Raw genomic sequence first — 16,861 nt, forward strand, 5'->3', positions numbered from 1 at the left:
TAGGGTTCCCTCGATTCGTCCGCGCGTCGGTGGGGAGCAGTGGTGGGCAGGCTCGCATCGGCGTACGGGCAGGCGGTCGCCGCGCACCGGCAGGCCCGGCAGCGGTGGACGGCGGCCCGTGCGCTGCTGGACCGGTTGGCCGGGCAGCCCGTCCCGGAACGCACCGCCGACCTGGTCGCCCGGCTGGCGCGGCTCGCCGACGCGCTGGCCGCCCCGCAGGCGTCCGGGGGTCCGGCGCCGGTGCGCATCGGGGAGGCGTCCACGGCGGACGGTCGGTTCCCACTGCTGTTGCCGTTGGGTGCCGGCCGGCACCTGGCGGTCGACCGGGACGCCCGCGATCCCCGGGTGGCGGTGCTGTTGCGGGTGCTGGTGCTGCGGCTGCTCACCACGGCCGCACCGGGCAGCGTGCGGGTAGTCGGCATCGACCCGGCCGCCTGGGGTGCCACCTTCATCCCGCTGCGCCCGTTGCGCGACGCCGGGGTGCTCGGCGGCGTCGCCACCACCGAGGCGGAGATCGGCGCGCTGCTGGACACCGCCGAGGCGCACGCCCGCGCCGGTGCGGGGGAGGCGGAGCTGCTGCTGGTGGTGGCCGCGTCCGCGCCCGGCCCGCGGGAACTGGCCCGGCTCGCCGCGCTCACCCACGCCGGGCCGACCGCCGGGGTGTGCGTGCTGTTCGCCGGGCGCGCGGTGACGACGCCCGGCCAGGCCGCCCCGGTGTTGGGCGGCACCACCGAGGTACGCCTGGACGAACGCTACGCCCGGATCGGCGACCCGCCGGGGCAGCCGTTCAGCGACGACGGCACCGGGCTGGCCGTGCCGGTGTTGCTCGACGGCGATCCGCCCGCCCCGGCCGTGCAGGCGTTGGCCGACCGGCTGGGCGCGCAGGTGCGCCGGGACACCGCCCTGCACCTGGCCGACCTGCTGCCCGAGCGGCGCTGGACCGGCTCCGCCCGCGCCGGCCTGTCGACAGTGGTCGGCCGCTCCGGTCGTACCCCGGTGGGTCTGGCGTTCGACGACGCGACCCCGCACTGGCTGGTCGGTGGCCGCACCGGCGCGGGCAAGACGGTCTTCCTGCTCGACGTGCTGTACGGGCTGGCGGCCCGGTATTCGCCGACGGAGCTCCAGCTGTGGTTGCTCGACTTCAAGGAGGGGGTGAGCTTCACCGAGTTCGTCCCCACCGACCGGGACCCGTCGTTCCTGCCGCACGCGCGGGCCGTCGGCGTCGAGTCCGACCGGGAGTACGGCCTGGCTGTGCTCCGGGAGCTGCGCCGGGAGCTGGGCCGGCGGGCCGGGCTGTTCAAGCGGCACGGGGTGACCAAGCTCGCCGACCTGCCGGACACCGAGCCGGTGCCCCGCACGGTGGTCGTGATCGACGAGTTCCACGTGCTGTTCGCCGGCAACGACCGGCTGGCCCGGGAGGCCGTCGACCTGCTGGAGGAGCTGGGCCGCAAGGGCCGCTCGTACGGCGTACACCTGGTGCTGGCAAGCCAGAGCACAAGCGGCGTGGAGGCCCTGTACGGCCGGGCCGAGTCGTTGTTCGGGCAGTTCGCGTTGCGGGTGGCGCTGCCCGGCGGCGAGGCGGTGCTCGGCCCGCGCGGGGTGGTCACCGGCGCGACGGAGATCGGCACGGCGGTGGTCAACACCGCTGCCGGGGCGGCCGGCGCGGACACCCTGCTGCGGTTCCCCGACGCGCACGCCGACGCCCGGCAGCTCGCCCGGCTGCGCTACGAGCTGTGGGACGCGCGTCCTGACGACAACGGCCCGCCCGCGGTCTTCCGTGGCTACGCCACCGCCCACCTGGAGGACGAGCCGGTCCCGGCCACCGCTGCCGCCGCCCGCCGCCCGACGGTGCTGGTGGGCCGCACTGTCGACGTGGCCGGCAGCACCGCCCGGTTCGACCTGGACGCCTCGCCCGGCCGGCACCTGGGCGTGGTGGGCACCTCGGCGACCGGCGGGCACGTGCTGCGGGCCGCCGCGCTGAGCCTGGCCGGTCAGCACCGGCCCGGGGAGGCCGATTTCGTGTTGGCGTCGCTGGTGGCCGCCGCCGACGAACTTGCCGACGACACGGCCGTCGGGCTGAAGGCCGCCGGGCACCCGGTGACCCGGGTCGACGCGGCCGGGCTGCGCGCCCGGATCGGTGCGCTGGTGGCCGACCCGGGCGGGGGCGGCCGGACGTACCTGGTGGTCTTCGGGGTGGACGCGGCAGGTGCGGCGCTCGCCGTCGCCGACCCCGACACCTTCCGGTCCGGCCACGACGACCTGCGGTCGCTGCTCCGGACGGGGCCGGGGCACGGGGTGCACCTGCTCGGCTGGTGGCGGGGCCTGCGCCGGCTCGCCGACGACCTCGGCGGCAGCCAGAACCGCGACGACGTGGCCTGCCTGGTGGCGTTGAACGTGCCCGCCGACGATCTCGGGCTCTATCTCGGGGTGACCGACCTGACCTGGACGCCACGCCCCGACCGGGCGCTGCTGGTCGACAGGCACGCCCAGCGCACCGCGCTGATCGTGCCGTTCGTCCGCCCCGGGTACCACCCCGAAGAGGAGCGCTGAGTGGCCGGCTACGACGAGTACGCGGCGGCGGTCCGTCAGCTCTCCGCCCGGATCCGGGAGGGCGAGCGGGGTGCCGCCGCCGAGGCGGAACGCCGGCGCACCCTGCACGCCGGGGTGACCCGGCTCGGTCAGCGGCTGGCCGCCCAGGAGCAGCGCCTCGGCCAGCTCGGGGCCGCCGCCGGCCTGCCCCCGGCGACCGACCCCGCTCCGGGTGCTGTTCCCGCTCCGGAGTCGATCGCCGGGGCCGGGGCTGCTTCCGGGGCCGGGGTGGCTCCCGGGTCCGGAGCGGACGGTGATCCGGCGGTGGTGTTGGCGGAGGCGGCCCGGCTGGTCGACGAGGCGGACCGGCTGGGGCAGCAGGCCGAGGCGCTGGCCCAGCGGCCTGCTCTGCTGCCCACCTGGTCACCGACGGCCCGCGCGGTCGCCGTCTACGTCGGCTGTGCCGCCGTCGGGGCGCTGACCATGCTGGTGCTGGTGGTCGCCAACGGCATCGGCGTGGTCGACGGCTTCACCCTGGCCACGCTGACCTGCGCCGGCCTGCCGCTGGTCTCCTTCGTCGCCGGTTGGCTGATCCTCGGGCGGTGGGGACGACCGGCCCTGGCCGACACCGATCCGCCCCGGTACGCCCCGCTGGGCTTTCTCGTCTGCGCCCTGCTGGTGCCGCTGGCGTACTGCGTGACCCTGCTGCTGTTCCGCCTGGTGCGCTGAGGTGCCTGCGGGGCCGGTGGCGGCTGCTGCGCGGCAGCCGTTTCGGCGGTGGTGAAGAAGGGACCTCGTCCCGGTGGTCGTCCGGGAACGACCACCGGGAATGCTGGTCAGCCGGCCCGATAGGAGAGGTAGTAGCCCTCGTACGGCCAACTGTGGAAGTTGTTCAGTTCGGACGCGGTACCGGTGCAGTCGGAGGTCCGATAGCCGAAGACGGAACCGAAGCCGTTCCAGCCGATCGCCCAGATCGCCTCTGCCGGGACCGGGCGGCAGATACCGTCGGGCGTGGCCTGCCTGCCGACGATGATCTGCGTGGTGGCCTGGTAGAAGACGAGGCCGACGTCGGGGACCTTGAGCGTCTCGACAGCGGCTGCGGGCGACGCCGGTACCGTCACGGCCAGCGTGGTGATCAGTGCGGCGGCGAGACCCGCAGCGATTCGGCTGGTGAAACTGCGCATGAGCTTCCCTTCCTAACGGTTTTCAGGAACGGGGCCGGAGCTCGTTCAGTCCCGGAATAAATTGATCTGGATCGACTATATTCCCCGTGTCAACCAACCCCGTCGCTGATCGCTGTCGCCGGCTGCTGCCCGGGAGTGCCAGGTACTTGACGGTGAAACCTGCCGGCGGTAGCTTGGAGTCCGATCCACTCACATCAATGTGGTTAGATAGCTGTGCTGTTTATGCCGGCACGGACTGCGCCACGCCTGGTGACGGATTCTTCTACGTTCCCATGACCGTGACTAAGGTGAGTTGGCAGACGCACGTCTGCTGAATCCCGCCGTTTCCGCTCTCCCGGTGCCGCTGACCCGCCGCCTACCGCCTCGGCATCTACTGTGGTGTCGGTGCCTGCGGCGGCTTCGGCGGTGTCGTTTCGGCGGTGTCGGTGCCGGTTTCGGCGGTGTCGGTTGCGGCAGTTTCGGCGGCGGTGAGGAAGGCATCCAGTTCGGTGGGGAGCAGCCCCTCGTCCTCCAGCAGCCCGAGCAGCAGCACCGTCCGGGCGACCACGGCCGTCGGGTCGTCCGGCACCGGTGGCTGTTCGCCGAGGGCCGCCCAGATCAGCGCCTCGGCGCGTACCGGGTCGACGTCGCGGCCGGTCGGGTCGTAGCGTTCCCGGGCCGCCGCCACGAACCGGATCACCGGGGCGCGGTCCTGGCCGGCGACGAAGCGCCGCCGCACGGCGACCAGCAGCGCCCCGGCGAGCAGGTCGCCGTACCGTCGCCACTGGGGTTCGGTGAACCGGCGCAGCCGCCGGTCGTGGCTGCGGAGCCGGCCGGTGAGCAGGCCGCGCAGCGCGGCGGTCGGATCGTTCACCAGGTGTCCTCTCGGGAAGGGTGGCGCGGGTACGGGCCGGGGCGCGAGCGGAGCAGGCTCAGCGGGCCGGGGCGGAGCAGGCCGAGTGGGCCGGGGCGCTGGCGGCGGCGTCGGGCGGCGACCAGGCGTACCGCCGCTCTGCTGCCCGTGGCCACGGCGGCGACCGAACCGGTTGCCGGCGGTGGCGGCGGCTCCGGCTCCGGCGAGCCGGACACGTTCGCGGCGTACCGGTCGACGCGCCGGCCGCCGACCGCGAGCCGGGCGGCGGCCAGGTCGAGCCGGTGCCGAGCCGCACCGAGCCGCCGGGCCGCGACCAGATCCGCCGCCCCGCCGGTACGACGGAGCCGATCCTCGGCCGCGCCGAGCCGGTGCCTGACCACGCCGACGAGCGCGGTGGCCAGCTCGGCGTCGAGTCGCGCCGCCCGCAGCCCGGCCAGCAGCTCACCGGCCGAACCACCAGCATCGTCCGGTACCGCGTGGGCCAGGTTCAGCGCCCGCCAGCACTCGACGACGGCGTCCTGCCAGGGCACCTGCCGACCCGGCGGCCCCGCCCCGTGCAGTTGCGCTCCGGCCCGGTCGGCCGCCGCGAGCGTCGACAGCCAGGCGACCCGCAGATCGTCCACCGTGCCGCCGTAGTGCGCCAGCCAGGCCCGCGCCGCCCGCTGCGCGTCACAAGGCCCCGGCCGCCCGCAGCTCCGACAGACCCCGGTGTACGCCTCGATGCCGTGCTCGGCGAGCGTCCGCCGCGCCTCGGCGGCCCGTTCGGCGGCGTACCGGCGCAGCTCGGTGGCGTTCACCGGCGTCCCCTGGCGGCGACGGCCTTGATCAGCCGGGCGTACCGCACCTGCTCGCACGGGTAGTCGTCGCCGCAGCCGCAGATCCTGTGGGTCACCACGCGCGGGGGATGGGCGAACAGGATGTCGTCGGCGTCCTCGACGTCCTGGTCGGAGACGAGCAGACCGAGGTCACCGCCGGGTTCGGGGGGACCGTCGGCGGTCGAGCGCTGGTTGTCGTACGGGCGGCGGTTGTCGGGCTCGCGGTGGTTGTCGTGCGCTCGTTGGTTGTCGTGCGCTCGGCGGGTGGGGTGTGCTCGGTGCCGTCGGTCGGCGTGGCGCTGTTGGTCGGGGCCGGTTCGGTTGTCGGGGTGGTCGTCGGGGTCGGGTCGGTTGTCCATCGGGGCAGCTCCCGGTTTGTTCGGTCACCTCGGGCGGGGTCTGGTGGGTCGGGTAGCAGGGCTGTGTGGGCAGAGCGCATGCAAGCGGGCTTCTGGTCGGGTGAGCCTTGTTCGGGGGCGGGCTTCCGGTTGGGTGTGGGTGGGCAGGCTTCGGCACGCCCGGTCGGGTCGGGGGATGACCCGACCGGGCGCTCTGTGCGGGTGCGGAACAGACCAACTCCGGGTTTGCAGACCTGGGAGCCGGTCAATGGGAGCTTTACACATCTAGTCACGCATAGCAAGCACGACAACACGTTACTTGTCACGAGTGGTAGCACGTGATCGAATGGCGGGGCAGACCTGGGAGTACACACATGCCCGTCAAGCCCAAGTGGCAGCAACTCGCGGACCACATTCGTGGTCAGATCGAATCAGGAGGGCTGGCACCGGGGGACCAGTTGCCCTCCACTGTGCAGCTCAAGACCGAGCACGGCGTCTCCACGACAGTCGTGCGGCAAGCCATCCTCGTCTTGCAGACGCAGGGCTGGGTGCAGGGCGTTCATGGGCTCGGGGTGTTCGTCGCCGAGCGGGAGTGATCGACGACGGGCTTTCCGCCGACAGGCCGTCGGTGGCGGTGGCCCTGCCGGGCGGGGTGCGGTTCCGTTACGGGGTGGCTGCGTTCGGTGTTCACCTCGTAGGCTCTCTGTGGTCATCGCCGGTGCGGCGGCGTGACTGTGGTGTGTCGACAGACCTGGGGGAATGTGTGTGAGCGCGGCGGAGATGATCGCGAAGCTGGCAGCGGCCTCGCAGAAGTTGGACGAGGCGCGGGCGAAGACGGCAGCGGCGGCGCAGGACGCCGCCGAGGCACGGTCCCTGGTCGCCGGGGCGTTGCAGGGCATCGCCGCCGGTCCGCTGATCGGCATGATCGACAGCTACCGGCAGGCGCTCACCCAGGCCGCCCAGGGTGGTCAGCCGGCCCGGGAACAGGTCCAGGAGACGATCTCCAAGGTACGCGCGCTGGGGAACTGACCTCTGGTGGTGGCACCAACCACCCGTGGTACTTCGGCCCAGCGCTCCCGACGGCGGTGGACAGTTCGGTCGAGAAATGCTGGCTCACGTCATCGACGACGCCGTGGGCGTCCACGGCTCGGGGGCGCGTCGCCGGGCGGTAGTGACAGGAAGGCTCTGCTGTGATGAAGTGATCACCTCTCGTGTCGGTGGTACGGGCTGGAGGCCGCGGGGTGATGGGGATGGCTGAGGTGGGCGGGCGCGACGGTGGCGAGTTCGACGGGTTCCACGTGGGGCGGGTGCCGGAGGGAGCCGGGGAACTGGTGTCGGACTTCGCCTCCGAGTGGGAGGACGTCACCTTCACAAGCCGGGTCTGGGAACGTGCGGTGGAGGACGGCTTCCGGGTCGACCTGCGGGTGCACGTGTTGCGGGGCGAACGGCTGACCACACTGGTGCAGTTGCGCGAGTTCCTGGCCGGCTACCACGAGCGCGATTCCGCCGAGTGGCCCCTGGCCGAGTTCGGTCGCGGCGAGGGCGTCGGGCTGGCCGGTGGGGGCGAGGCGTTCTGGCTCGTCCGGCCGGGCCTCGCGGTCGACGTGCTGGTGGACGTCGAGCGGTTCGACGCGGAAACGGCGATCGAGGTCGCCAGCTCCATCACGGAACTGCCCCACGACTGACCCCGGGTGGGGACCCTTCCTCAGGAGTGAGACGTGACCATTCCTGAGGAAGAGGTATGCCTGTCCGTCATAATTATGACGCTCCGGCATACCCCCTCTCCCCCCATAGTGCTCCCGGCAGTTGCTGGCAAGGGCGCGGAGGACGCGAAGTCCGGCGCGGGGCAATACTTCACCCCGCGTGCGCTGACCGCCGCGATGGTCGACTGCATGCTGCCCACAGCCGACGACACGATCACCGACCCGGCCTGCGGCACGGGTGGGTTTCTGCTCGCCGCCTACGACCACATCCAGCGCCACCACGGCAGCACCCTCACCTCCGACCCGCGGCGACGGCTCGCGGGCGGCGCGATCACCGGCACCGGGCTGGTCGACGGCACGGCCCGCCTGGCGGCGATGAACATGCTGCTGCACGGCATCGGCACCCCGAACGGCCCGTCGCTGATCGCCGTGCGCGACGCCCTCGGCCGGGAGCCGGACCGGCGGGTCAGCCTGGTGCTGGCCAACCCGCCGTTCGGGCGCAGCTCGTCGATCCGGATGGTGGGGGAGGACGGCCGGTCCTCCCGCGAGGAACGCGAGATCGAACGCAACGGCTTCTGGGCGCGGAAGGCGAGCCCGCAGTTCGTCAAGCCGATCCTGTTCCGCCTGATCCGGGTCCGCACCGAGTGGATCACGTACGACGGGTGGGCCTGGCTCGACGGCTACCAGATCGACGCCAAGGGCGACGCGGTGGCCCGCCGGCTGATCTACGTCCAACCTGCCGAACTCCAGCCCCCCGAGCCCACCCCGCAAACCACCCCACCCCGCCGACCCGCCCCCGCCTCCCGTACCGCCCCCACCCCTCGCAAAGTTCCGATCAATCAATCGAGATTCATCGATTGACAGAAGTTTGTCCGATCGGGACACTGGCGGAAACATAACCGTGCGTGCAAGGGCCGATCGGGAGGACAGATGAGGCTCGTACACCGTCGGTCCCTGCTCGCCGGAGCGCTCGCCGTCGCCACCCTGGTCGGTGCCGGCGGCCTCGCCACCTCGGCCTCCGCCGCCGCCGGCTGCCGGGTCACCTACACCGTCTCCAGCCAGTGGAACGGCGGCTTCGGAGCCAACGTCGCCGTCACCAACCTCGGCGACCCGCTCAACGGCTGGCAGCTCACCTGGTCGTTCACCGCCGGCCAGCAGGTCACCCAGTACTGGAACGGCACCGCCACTCAGAACGGCGGTCGGGTCACCGTCGGCAACACCACCTGGAACGCCGCGCTCGGCACCGGGGCGAGCGCGTCGTTCGGGTTCAACGGCTCGTGGAACGGCGTCAGCAACCCGGTGCCCACCGACTTCGCGCTCAACGGCACCCCCTGCACCGGCGGCACCACCACGCCCACGGCACCGACCACACCCACCCCCGCCACCCCGCCACCCACCACGCCGCCACCCACCCCGACCACGCCGCCGCCGTCGAGCACCCCGCTGCCCACCCCGAGCACCACCCCGAGCGGCGCGGAGGCGACCATCGTGCCCGACCCGTCCTGGGCCTGCGGCCGGTCCGCCGGCATCGTGCCACCGACGCGCGGCCGGCTGGTCCTCCGCGCCACCGCCCAGCTCGGTGCGATCCGTGACGTGGGCGTCACCCAGTACGGCCGCCGCCGCATCCTCGACATCAGGGGCGGCACGGTCACCGGGGACCGGATCAACGGCACCATCCTCACCGGCGGGCTGGACCTCGAACTCACCCTCGGTAACGGTGCGACCGAGCTGGAACAGGTCGCCATCCTGCGTACCAACGACGGCACCCCCATCTACCTGCGCAGCTGCGGAGTCGCGCCGGCCGGCGACTCCACCGTCCGGATCGTGCCCGACTTCGAGGCCCCGAACTCCAGCGCGTACGCCTGGTTGAACACCGGGACGTACGCCGGCACCCGGACGGTCGACACCGCGACGAACACCCTGCACCTGGCCGTGTACGACGTCTCCGGGGTGACCCCGGCCGACCCGCGCGTGCAGCTCACCGACCCGGCCGGCGTCGCCAACCAGTCGTGGGACTGCGCGACGGGCAGCGGCACCCGGGGCGCGGCGGTGTTCACCGAGACCGTCACGCTCGGTGCCAGCGTCTCGATCGGGGCCAGCAAGCGCGGCACCCGCAACATCATCCCCATCACCGGCGGCACCGTGACCGGCCGGGTGACCGGGACCGTCCTGCCCGGCGGCGCGGACTACCAGCTCATCGGCGCGACCAGCACGCTTGACGCCCGGTACGTGCTGTCCACGGACGACCGGGAGCTGATCCTGGTCCGCAACTGCGGGGCGTTCGGCCGGCTGGTGCCGACCTTCGAGGCCCGCGCCGCCGGCCCGTACGCCTTCCTCAACGCCAACACCTGGCTCAGCTCCGACCCGGGTTCCGCCCAGGGCGGCGTGAGCATCACCTTCTACGAACGCCGGTGACGCGGGGGAGTGCGCCGGCCGGTCAGCCGTCCAGGGCCAGCCGGGCCACCTCGTCCGCGCAGCCCCAGGCCAGGGTCACCCCGGCGCCCCCGTGGCCGTACGCGTGCACCAGCCGCTGCCCCGGGACCGCCCCGGCCTGCACCGCCACCCTCGGCCCACCGTGCCGGGCCGGGCGCAGCCCCACCCGGGACCGCAGCACGGGGGCGTCGGCCAGCTCCGGCACCAGCGCCACGCACCGGTCCCGGATCGCCGCCGAGGTGGCCGGGTCGGGGCTGGTGTCCCACTCGCCCGGCTCGAAGGTGCCGCCGAGCACCACGTCGTGCCGGCGCGGGTGCACGTAGGTGATGCCGGCCGGGTTCTCCTCGTCGCGTACCGAGGTGGTCAGGCCGGGGTTCGCCACCAGCACCAGCTGCCCGCGTACCGGATGCACGGCCGGGTCGTCGGCGAGCCGGCCGGCGGCCAGGCCGGTCGCGTTGACCACCGTCGGGGCGAGGGCGAACCCGTCGACGAGCCGGTCCAGCCGGCCGGTCTTGACCACCCCACCGGCCGCCGTGAACCGGTCCCGCAGCCAGCCCAGGTAGGGCGACATCTCCACCGTCGGCGCGGTGAACCGCAACTCCGCCGCGTACGGCCCGAAGCCCGGCCCGGTCGCCAGGTCACCGGTCGCCGCCGCCCATCACGGCGGGCCGGTCCACGGGCGGCGTAGCAGCATCCGGGTCGGCCGGGCCACCACCCCGGGCACCCCCGTCGTGGCCTGCCAGCTCAGCTCCGCGTGTGTCTCGACGGCCCAGCGCAGCACCCGGGGATCGGCGTCGGTGTGGCTGGGATACCAGACCGCGGCGGCCACCGCCGACACCGTGTCGTCGGGCGGGTCGGCGGTCAGCAGCGTCACCTGCGCCCCCCGCTCCCGCAGCCGCACCGCCGCCGTCGACCCGATGATCCCGCCCCCGACCACAAGCACGTCCACGTCCATCGTCGACCTCCCGTCGGCGCCGCCCGAGGTGGAGCGGCCGGACCCCGATCGTCTCCCCCGCCCGACGGTCCGGTCCAAGACAGAATCGGCAGTCGGCGATAAGCCCCGCTTATGCTCGTCGGATGGGGGTGCCACCGCCCGACGGACCGCCCCGGCCGGACGACGTGGACCTGCGCCGGTGGCGGTACTTCGTGGTGCTCGCCGACGAGCTGCACTTCACCCGTGCCGCCGCCCGGCTGCGGATCGCCCAACCGGCGCTCAGCCAGCAGATCCGCGCCCTCGAACGGCAGCTCGGAGTGACCCTGCTGCACCGCGACAGCCACGGTTGCACGCTGACCGGGGTGGGCGCGCAGGTGGCCGGCGAAGCCCGTCGGCTGCTCGCCGAGGTGGACGCCGCCAGCACCCGGATCCGTGACCTGGTCGGTGGGCGCGGCGGCCGGCTGCGGTTGGCGTACACCAGGTCGGCCCGGGGTGGTCGGGTGGACGCGCTGGTGGCCCGGTTCCGGGCGGCCCACCCCGAGGTGGAGGTGGTCCCCGAGACCGGCTGGACGGCACCGAACGTGACCGGGCTGCTCACCGGCCGGCTCGACGTCGCCTTCGTCCGTCCGCCGTTGCCGGAGGCGGGCCTGACCTGCCGTACCGTCGATCGCGAGGAGCTGTTGCTGGCGGTGCCGGTCGGGCATCCGCTCGCCGCCGGGCGGGGCCGGGTGCGCCGGGCCGAGGTGGTCGGCCTGCCCGCGGTGATGTGGCCCCGCGAGAACGGCCCCGGCATGTTCGACCGCACCATCGCCCAGGTCTGGCCCGACGGCGGTTTCCACCTGGTCCGCCAGGAACCCGACGACGAACAGTTGCTGCGCGCGGTGGCCGACGGCGACGTGGTCGCGGCCGTCCCCGCCGGCCGGGCCCGCGCCCTGAAAGTCCCGGGTGTACGCCTGCGGCGCTTCGCCGCCCCGCTGCCGACCGTCGACGTCGCCCTGGCCTGGCGTCGCGGCACCACCAACCCCGCCGTACGCCACCTCGCCGCCCTGCTCGCCACCGCCTGAGCCGGTTCCGCCGTGCCGGGTGGGACTGCGTCGTGCCGGGTGGGACTGCGCCGTGCCGGGTGGGACTGCGTCGTGCCGGGCCGTTGTGCCGGTTTGTGCGGTGGGCGCGACAAGAGGTTACCGAGGCGTAACTTTCCATTGACGGGTGTGAAACAGGCCACGCATCATCGGTCCCACGATCGATCGGATCCCCCGCCCGCCGTCCCGGGTCACCGGGTACCTCCCACCGGAGGCGCAGCCATGCTGCTCCGCACGATCCTCGCCGCCACCACCCTCGCCGCCGCCCTGCTCGCCCCGGCCACCGCCGCCGTGGCCACCCCACCCACCCCACCCACCCCATCCGTCCCCGTCGTTCCCGCCGCCCCCGCTGACCGGACCGCCGCCACTGGTCGAGCCGCTCCCGCCGCCGACCCCGCCGCCGCCGACGCTGCGGGTGGTGAGCCGGGGTTCGCCCGGGTCGCCGCGACCGCCAACCCGGTCATCGTGGTCGGAGGGCTGGTAGGTGTCGCGATCGCCTACGAACCCATCGCCGCCCGGCTGCGCGCCGACGGCTTCCGGGTGTACGTCTACCAGCTCCCCGGACTCGGGTTCGGCGACATCACCGACTCCGCCCGCGCCTTCGCCGGCTTCGTCGACCAGGTGCGGACCGCCACCGGGGCGGCCCGGGTGGACATCGTCGGCCACTCAGAGGGTGGCCTGGTCTCCCGCTGGTACGCCAAATTCCTCGGCGGTACCGACCGGATCGGCCGGTACGTCAGCCTGGGCAGCCCACAGCAGGGCACCTACGTGGCGAACATCATCGCGTTCGCCGGGCTGGGGGACTGCGTCGGCATCATCGCCTGCCAGCAGATGTCCATCGGCTCGGACTTCCTGACCAGCCTCAACGCCGGCGACGACACCCCGGGGTCGGTGCGCTGGACCACCATCCGCACCAACCAGGACGAACTCGTCCGCCCGGTCGGCAACGCCACCCTCGCCGACGGGGCCACCAACGTCCTGGTGCAGGCATGGTGCCCACTGCGGGTGGTCGGCCACCTTGGTCTCGTGCTCGACGGCACCACGTACACGGTGGTCCGTCAGGCGCTCACCGACGCCGCGATCCGCCCCAACTGCCTGGCCCTGTGACGCCCGGGCCGGGCCCTGTGTCGGCCGGGCTGCCTGTGCCGGTCGAGCCTGGCCTCGTGCCGGTCGAGCCTGGCCTCGTGTCGGTCGAGCCTGGCCCTGTGCCGGTCGAGCCTGGCCTCGTGTCGGTCGAGCTGGCCTCGTGTCGGTAGTGCCGGGTCCGCGCTGGTCGCGCCGGGTCGGGCCGGTCGGGTCGGGTCGTGCCGGGTGGTCGGGCCGGGTCGGCCGGGTCGGTCGGGTCGGGTCGGTCGGGCCGGGTCGGTCGGGTCGGGGTCGGTCGGGTCGGGGTCGGTCGGGTCGCAGACCGGGCGGCACCGCGGGAGCCTCGCGCCGGGAGCCTGCGCCGGGGCATGTTCCTCTGTAGTCCTCATGCCCGTCCGTCATAAATATGACGGACGGGCATGAGGACTACTCGACATACTGTGGCCCGGCGCGACACGCCGACGCGAAAGCTTGCCATCGCCACATCACAGCCGTCCGCCGCCGCCAGCCGCCAGCCGCCAGCCGTCCGCCGCTGCTAGCCGCCGTCGGCCGCCAGCAGCCGGTAGTCGGTCAGCCGTGAGCCGGCGCCGTCAGCCGGTCAGCCGCGAGCCGCGAGCCGGGAGCCGCGAGTCGGGAGCCAGCATGCGGTCAGCCGGCAGCGGCAGCGGGGGTCGGCCGGGGCCGGGCCGGGGCCGGGCCGGGTCAGGCGGCCTTGGCCAGGGCCTCGTACTCGGCGTCGGTGAGCTCGACCTGCGCGGCGGCCACGTTCTCCTCCAGGTGACCAACCGAGGACGTACCCGGGATGGGCAGCATGACCGGCGAGCGGCGCAACAGCCAGGCGAGCGCGAGCTGGGCGGGCGTCGCGTCGTGGCCGGCGGAGATGGCGTCCAGCGGGCCGCCCGGCTTGGCCAGGTTGCCGGTGGCGATCGGGAACCACGGGATGAACGCCAGGTCGTTGCGCTCACAGTGGTCCAGGACGTCCTCGGCGCTGCGGTCGGCCAGGTTGTAGAGGTTCTGCACCGACACGATCGGGGTGATCTTCTGGGCCGCCTCGATCTGCGCGACGGTCACCTCGGACAGCCCGATGTGCCGGATCTTGCCCTCCTGCTTGAGCAGGGCCAGCTCGCCGAGCTGGTCGGCCAGCGGGACCTTCGCGTCGATCCGGTGCAGCTGGTAGAGGCCGATCGACTCCAGGCCCAGGTGCCGCAGGCTCAGCTCGCACTGCTGGCGCAGGTACTCCGGGCGCCCCACCGGCCGCCAGTCGCCCGGCCCGGAGCGGGTCAGGCCGGCCTTGGTCGCGATGACCAGGTCGTCGGCGTACGGGTGCAGCGCCTCCTTGATCAGCAGCTCCGAGACGAACGGCCCGTACGAGTCGGCGGTGTCGATGAACGTGACACCCAGCTCGTACGCCCGGCGCAGCACCCGGACCGCCTCGGCCGGGTCCTTCGGGTCACCCCACACCCCCGGCCCGGTGAGCTGCATGGCCCCGTAGCCGAGCCGGTCGACCTGGAGGTCGCCACCGATCCGGTAGGTGCCGGACGCCTTGGCGGGTTGTGCGTGGGTACCCATGAGTCTTACCTCGATCCTGTGCGTTGTCGTCAGCGGCAAATCTAGCCACCACCTCCATGGCTTTCCCGGAGATCGCCGTCGGCAACACCTGCGCGCCCGATGTGGGCACCGACACCTCAGCCGGCGTGCCGGATGACCACCAGCGCCTGGTCGTCGTCGGAGCCGGAGAGCTTGGTCAGGATGGTGTCCGCGATGACCTCCACCGGCTGGTCGCGCACCGGCACGAGCACCTCGTGCAGTGCCGCCACCCCGGCCTCGTACGCCTGGTCGCGCCGCTCCACCAGCCCGTCGGTGTACGCCACCAGCAGGTCACCCGGGCCGAACGCCACGGTGGTCACCGGCACCGGGTCGCGGACCAGCCCCAGCGGCAGCGAGTGCCCCGTCCAGACCGTCTCCGGCGGGTGGCCCGGCCGCAGCAGCACCGGATGCGGGTGCCCCACCCGGGCGATCTGCGCCTCGCCGGCGACCGGGTCGACCACCATCGCCAGGCAGGTGCCGAGGAACCCGACCCCGAGCAGCCCGGTCAACCGGGGGAACACCTCGGCCAGCGGCACCCCCGAGCGGATCAGGGTGTTCACCACCGTACGGAGCTGGGCCATGTCGGCGGCCGCCTCGACCTGGTGACCCACCACGTCGCCGACCACCACGCCCAGCCGGCCCTCGTCCAGTTCGACCAGGTCGTACCAGTCACCGCCCAGGTGCAGGCCGCTCATCGCCGGCTGGTACCTGGTGGCCAGCTCCAGGCCGGGCGACCCGACCGTGTCCGAGGTGCGTAGCCGATCCGCCAACCGGGTCACCAGGTTGTGCTCGGCGGCGACCAACCGGACCCGCTCCAGGGTCTGCTCGCACAGGTCGGCGATGGTGTCCAGCAACGCCAGGTCGTCGTCGTGCAGCGGCCGTTCCCGGGGCCAGCCGAAACCCAGTGCGGCGATGGGCCGCCTCGACGCGTCCAACAACGGCAGCACCACGGTGGTCACCATGCCGTACGTCGCGGCCAGGTCCGGCAGGTCGGGATGGCGGGCGGCGAACTCGGCCCGGTTGCGCAGGATGATCCGCTCACCGGTGCGCAGCGCGCGGGCGATCGGCCGCGGATCGTCGATGGTCAGGTCGTCGAAGGTGGCGACCAGCCCGGTCGGCAGCTCGCCGTGCCACACCCGGACCCGGCGGCCCTCGTCCCGTATCGCCAGGCCGGGCAGTGCCGCGCCGAGCGCCGTCGGGGCGGCGTCCAGGATCACCTCGATCGCCTCGGCGGTGGACCGGGTGACGCTGAGCCGGGCGGCGAACTCCGCCATCGCCCGCGCCGACGCGGTCAACTCGGCCCGCCGCAACGCCTGGCTGCACAACCCCGCCACCGCGTCGAGCAGGGTACGGCGGGCCTCCTCGTCGGTGACCGGCCCGGCCCAGCGCACCTCGAGCGCGCCGAGCACCGCGCCACCGCCGTCGCGGAGCGGCAGGCAGATCCCGTCGGGCAGCGGCACGGTCGTCTCCTCGCGTACCGCGCGGGCCAGCGGCTCGTCGTCGGCGACCGCCAGCCGGGACGGCCCGGTGCCGCCGGCCACCGCCAGGTCCAACGCGCCGGCCGTGGCCACCGCGACCCGGACCTCTGCCGCGCCGACCAGCGCCGGGGTGACCGAGGTGACCACCTCCGTCACCGCCGCCGTGCTGCCGGCTGCGCTGAGCGACCCGGCGAGCCGGGCCAGCCCCTGGGCCTGCCGCAGCGCCCGTCGCCGGTCCCCGGCCCGCTGGGCGGGAACGTCCCCCTCGGTGGGGGCGTCGGTGATCGTGGTGAAGACGCCGCCGGGGTGGCCGAGGGCGTCGACGACCGGGCCCGACGAGCAGACCAGCCGCCGTCGACCCGCACCGACGTCGACGTCGCGTTCGTGCCGGCAGGTGACCCGGGCGGCGGTCAGCACCTCGGTCAGCGCCGGCACGGCGTCCGGCCAGACCGCCGCGCCCCGCCGGCCCGGCGACTCCCGTCCGGCCGGGTCGAACAGCGCCAGGTAACCGTCGTTGGGCAACAGCACGAGTTCCGGACCCCACCAGACCGCCGCCGGGGTCGGGGTGTGCAGGCAGATGGCCAGGGCGGTGCGCAGGCTCTGCGGCCAGGAGTCCAGCGGCCCGAGCGGGGTGCCGGCCCAGTCGTGTCCGACGATCCGCAGGCCGGCGTCACCGGCCCGGGAGAGGAGTTCCCGCCAGCGCGAGTCGTCCGGCGGCCGGGGGGCGACGGCGGCGGAGCGAGTCATGTCGGGACCTCCGCTCTGCGGATCGAGCGCTTTCCCATCAGTCGGACCGTACCAGCGTCAGCCGACACCCACGTCGGTCGATCCCCGGTGCG

General features: G+C 73.7%; 17 protein-coding genes. 9 read left to right on the forward strand and 8 right to left on the reverse strand.

All coding sequences use genetic code 11. The features are described from left to right. Positions 1 to 42: 42 nt before the first annotated feature. Both AC0AIB_RS06975 and AC0AIB_RS06980 read left to right on the forward strand, forming a co-directional pair. A complete protein-coding gene (locus AC0AIB_RS06975) occupies positions 43 to 2,550 on the forward strand; it encodes an FtsK/SpoIIIE domain-containing protein (protein WP_328344483.1) in 2,508 nt (835 codons plus the stop codon). Then, on the forward strand, positions 2,551 to 3,258 hold the full coding sequence (locus AC0AIB_RS06980) for a hypothetical protein (protein WP_328344484.1): 708 nt from the start codon (positions 2,551 to 2,553) through the stop codon (positions 3,256 to 3,258). It abuts the gene before it with no gap. A 107-nt stretch (positions 3,259 to 3,365) separates the two neighbouring features. On the opposite strand, the gene AC0AIB_RS06985 is transcribed toward AC0AIB_RS06980, so the two are convergent. From AC0AIB_RS06985 to AC0AIB_RS07000, 4 genes are all read right to left on the reverse strand, one after another. Beyond that, positions 3,366 to 3,713, reverse strand: coding sequence for a hypothetical protein (locus AC0AIB_RS06985; RefSeq protein ID WP_328344485.1), 348 nt, complete (start codon positions 3,711 to 3,713; stop codon positions 3,366 to 3,368). A gap of 370 nt (positions 3,714 to 4,083) precedes the next feature. Further along, on the reverse strand, positions 4,084 to 4,566 hold the full coding sequence (locus AC0AIB_RS06990; protein WP_465096251.1) for a hypothetical protein: 483 nt from the start codon (positions 4,564 to 4,566) through the stop codon (positions 4,084 to 4,086). Continuing rightward, on the reverse strand, positions 4,563 to 5,363 hold the full coding sequence (locus AC0AIB_RS06995) for a hypothetical protein (protein WP_328344489.1): 801 nt from the start codon (positions 5,361 to 5,363) through the stop codon (positions 4,563 to 4,565). Before AC0AIB_RS06995 ends, AC0AIB_RS06990 begins: the two co-directional genes overlap by 4 nt. Next, a complete protein-coding gene (locus tag AC0AIB_RS07000; RefSeq protein WP_328344491.1) occupies positions 5,360 to 5,740 on the reverse strand; it encodes a hypothetical protein in 381 nt (126 codons plus the stop codon). Before AC0AIB_RS07000 ends, AC0AIB_RS06995 begins: the two co-directional genes overlap by 4 nt. A gap of 353 nt (positions 5,741 to 6,093) precedes the next feature. Here AC0AIB_RS07000 and AC0AIB_RS07005 point away from each other — a divergent pair, with 353 nt between their 5' ends. The 5 genes from AC0AIB_RS07005 (at position 6,094) to AC0AIB_RS07025 (ending at position 9,837) form a co-directional block, all read left to right on the forward strand. Then, positions 6,094 to 6,315 carry a winged helix-turn-helix domain-containing protein gene (locus tag AC0AIB_RS07005; RefSeq protein ID WP_465096252.1) on the forward strand — a complete coding sequence of 74 codons (222 nt, stop codon included), beginning with the start codon at positions 6,094 to 6,096 and terminating at the stop codon, positions 6,313 to 6,315. 163 nt (positions 6,316 to 6,478) lie between these two features. Then, the gene (locus AC0AIB_RS07010) at positions 6,479 to 6,748 is read left to right on the forward strand and encodes a DUF6244 family protein (RefSeq protein WP_465096253.1); all 270 of its coding nucleotides are present in this window, start codon (positions 6,479 to 6,481) and stop codon (positions 6,746 to 6,748) included. Positions 6,749 to 6,969: 221 nt separating this feature from the next. Next, positions 6,970 to 7,404, forward strand: a complete 435-nt coding sequence (locus tag AC0AIB_RS07015) for a hypothetical protein (RefSeq protein ID WP_465096254.1) — start codon at positions 6,970 to 6,972, stop codon at positions 7,402 to 7,404. Between the two features lie 108 nt (positions 7,405 to 7,512). Further along, on the forward strand, positions 7,513 to 8,283 hold the full coding sequence (locus AC0AIB_RS07020) for an HsdM family class I SAM-dependent methyltransferase (RefSeq protein ID WP_465096255.1): 771 nt from the start codon (positions 7,513 to 7,515) through the stop codon (positions 8,281 to 8,283). 69 nt (positions 8,284 to 8,352) lie between these two features. Then, complete coding sequence (locus AC0AIB_RS07025; RefSeq protein ID WP_465096256.1) at positions 8,353 to 9,837, forward strand: DUF3237 family protein; 1,485 nt, start codon at positions 8,353 to 8,355, stop codon at positions 9,835 to 9,837. Between the two features lie 22 nt (positions 9,838 to 9,859). On the opposite strand, the gene AC0AIB_RS07030 is transcribed toward AC0AIB_RS07025, so the two are convergent. Both AC0AIB_RS07030 and AC0AIB_RS07035 read right to left on the reverse strand, forming a co-directional pair. After that, a complete protein-coding gene (locus tag AC0AIB_RS07030; protein WP_465096287.1) occupies positions 9,860 to 10,492 on the reverse strand; it encodes an FAD-dependent oxidoreductase in 633 nt (210 codons plus the stop codon). Between the two features lie 21 nt (positions 10,493 to 10,513). Further along, positions 10,514 to 10,810 carry an FAD-dependent oxidoreductase gene (locus tag AC0AIB_RS07035; RefSeq protein WP_465096257.1) on the reverse strand — a complete coding sequence of 99 codons (297 nt, stop codon included), beginning with the start codon at positions 10,808 to 10,810 and terminating at the stop codon, positions 10,514 to 10,516. Positions 10,811 to 10,932: 122 nt separating this feature from the next. On the opposite strand from AC0AIB_RS07035, the gene AC0AIB_RS07040 reads away from it, so the two are divergent. Together AC0AIB_RS07040 and AC0AIB_RS07045 are read left to right on the forward strand one after the other, a co-directional pair. Beyond that, on the forward strand, positions 10,933 to 11,853 hold the full coding sequence (locus AC0AIB_RS07040) for a LysR family transcriptional regulator (RefSeq protein WP_328344514.1): 921 nt from the start codon (positions 10,933 to 10,935) through the stop codon (positions 11,851 to 11,853). Positions 11,854 to 12,093: 240 nt separating this feature from the next. Further along, positions 12,094 to 12,978 (forward strand): lipase family alpha/beta hydrolase, encoded by an 885-nt coding sequence (locus AC0AIB_RS07045; RefSeq protein WP_328344516.1) that lies wholly within the window; start codon positions 12,094 to 12,096, stop codon positions 12,976 to 12,978. 681 nt (positions 12,979 to 13,659) lie between these two features. On the opposite strand, the gene AC0AIB_RS07050 is transcribed toward AC0AIB_RS07045, so the two are convergent. Beyond that, positions 13,660 to 14,526 carry an aldo/keto reductase gene (locus AC0AIB_RS07050; protein ID WP_328344518.1) on the reverse strand — a complete coding sequence of 289 codons (867 nt, stop codon included), beginning with the start codon at positions 14,524 to 14,526 and terminating at the stop codon, positions 13,660 to 13,662. Between the two features lie 116 nt (positions 14,527 to 14,642). Continuing rightward, a complete protein-coding gene (locus AC0AIB_RS07055) occupies positions 14,643 to 16,769 on the reverse strand; it encodes a PP2C family protein-serine/threonine phosphatase (RefSeq protein WP_328344520.1) in 2,127 nt (708 codons plus the stop codon). Positions 16,770 to 16,861 lie beyond the last annotated feature (92 nt).

This window comes from Micromonospora sp. DSM 43699 (assembly GCF_055517075.1).

What these genes read in the sequence shown, in the direction of transcription:
- AC0AIB_RS07000 (WP_328344491.1), bottom strand. Translation starts at nt 5,740, where the DNA reads ATGGACAACCGACCCGACCCCGACGACCACCCCGACAACCGAACCGGC.
- AC0AIB_RS07005 (WP_465096252.1), top strand. Translation starts at nt 6,094, where the DNA reads ATGCCCGTCAAGCCCAAGTGGCAGCAACTCGCGGACCACATTCGTGGT.
- AC0AIB_RS07010 (WP_465096253.1), top strand. Translation starts at nt 6,479, where the DNA reads ATGTGTGTGAGCGCGGCGGAGATGATCGCGAAGCTGGCAGCGGCCTCG.
- AC0AIB_RS07055 (WP_328344520.1), bottom strand. Translation starts at nt 16,769, where the DNA reads ATGACTCGCTCCGCCGCCGTCGCCCCCCGGCCGCCGGACGACTCGCGC.
- AC0AIB_RS07015 (WP_465096254.1), top strand. Translation starts at nt 6,970, where the DNA reads ATGGCTGAGGTGGGCGGGCGCGACGGTGGCGAGTTCGACGGGTTCCAC.
- AC0AIB_RS06985 (WP_328344485.1), bottom strand. Translation starts at nt 3,713, where the DNA reads ATGCGCAGTTTCACCAGCCGAATCGCTGCGGGTCTCGCCGCCGCACTG.
- AC0AIB_RS07035 (WP_465096257.1), bottom strand. Translation starts at nt 10,810, where the DNA reads ATGGACGTGGACGTGCTTGTGGTCGGGGGCGGGATCATCGGGTCGACG.
- AC0AIB_RS07050 (WP_328344518.1), bottom strand. Translation starts at nt 14,526, where the DNA reads ATGGGTACCCACGCACAACCCGCCAAGGCGTCCGGCACCTACCGGATC.
- AC0AIB_RS07045 (WP_328344516.1), top strand. Translation starts at nt 12,094, where the DNA reads ATGCTGCTCCGCACGATCCTCGCCGCCACCACCCTCGCCGCCGCCCTG.
- AC0AIB_RS07040 (WP_328344514.1), top strand. Translation starts at nt 10,933, where the DNA reads ATGGGGGTGCCACCGCCCGACGGACCGCCCCGGCCGGACGACGTGGAC.
- AC0AIB_RS07025 (WP_465096256.1), top strand. Translation starts at nt 8,353, where the DNA reads ATGAGGCTCGTACACCGTCGGTCCCTGCTCGCCGGAGCGCTCGCCGTC.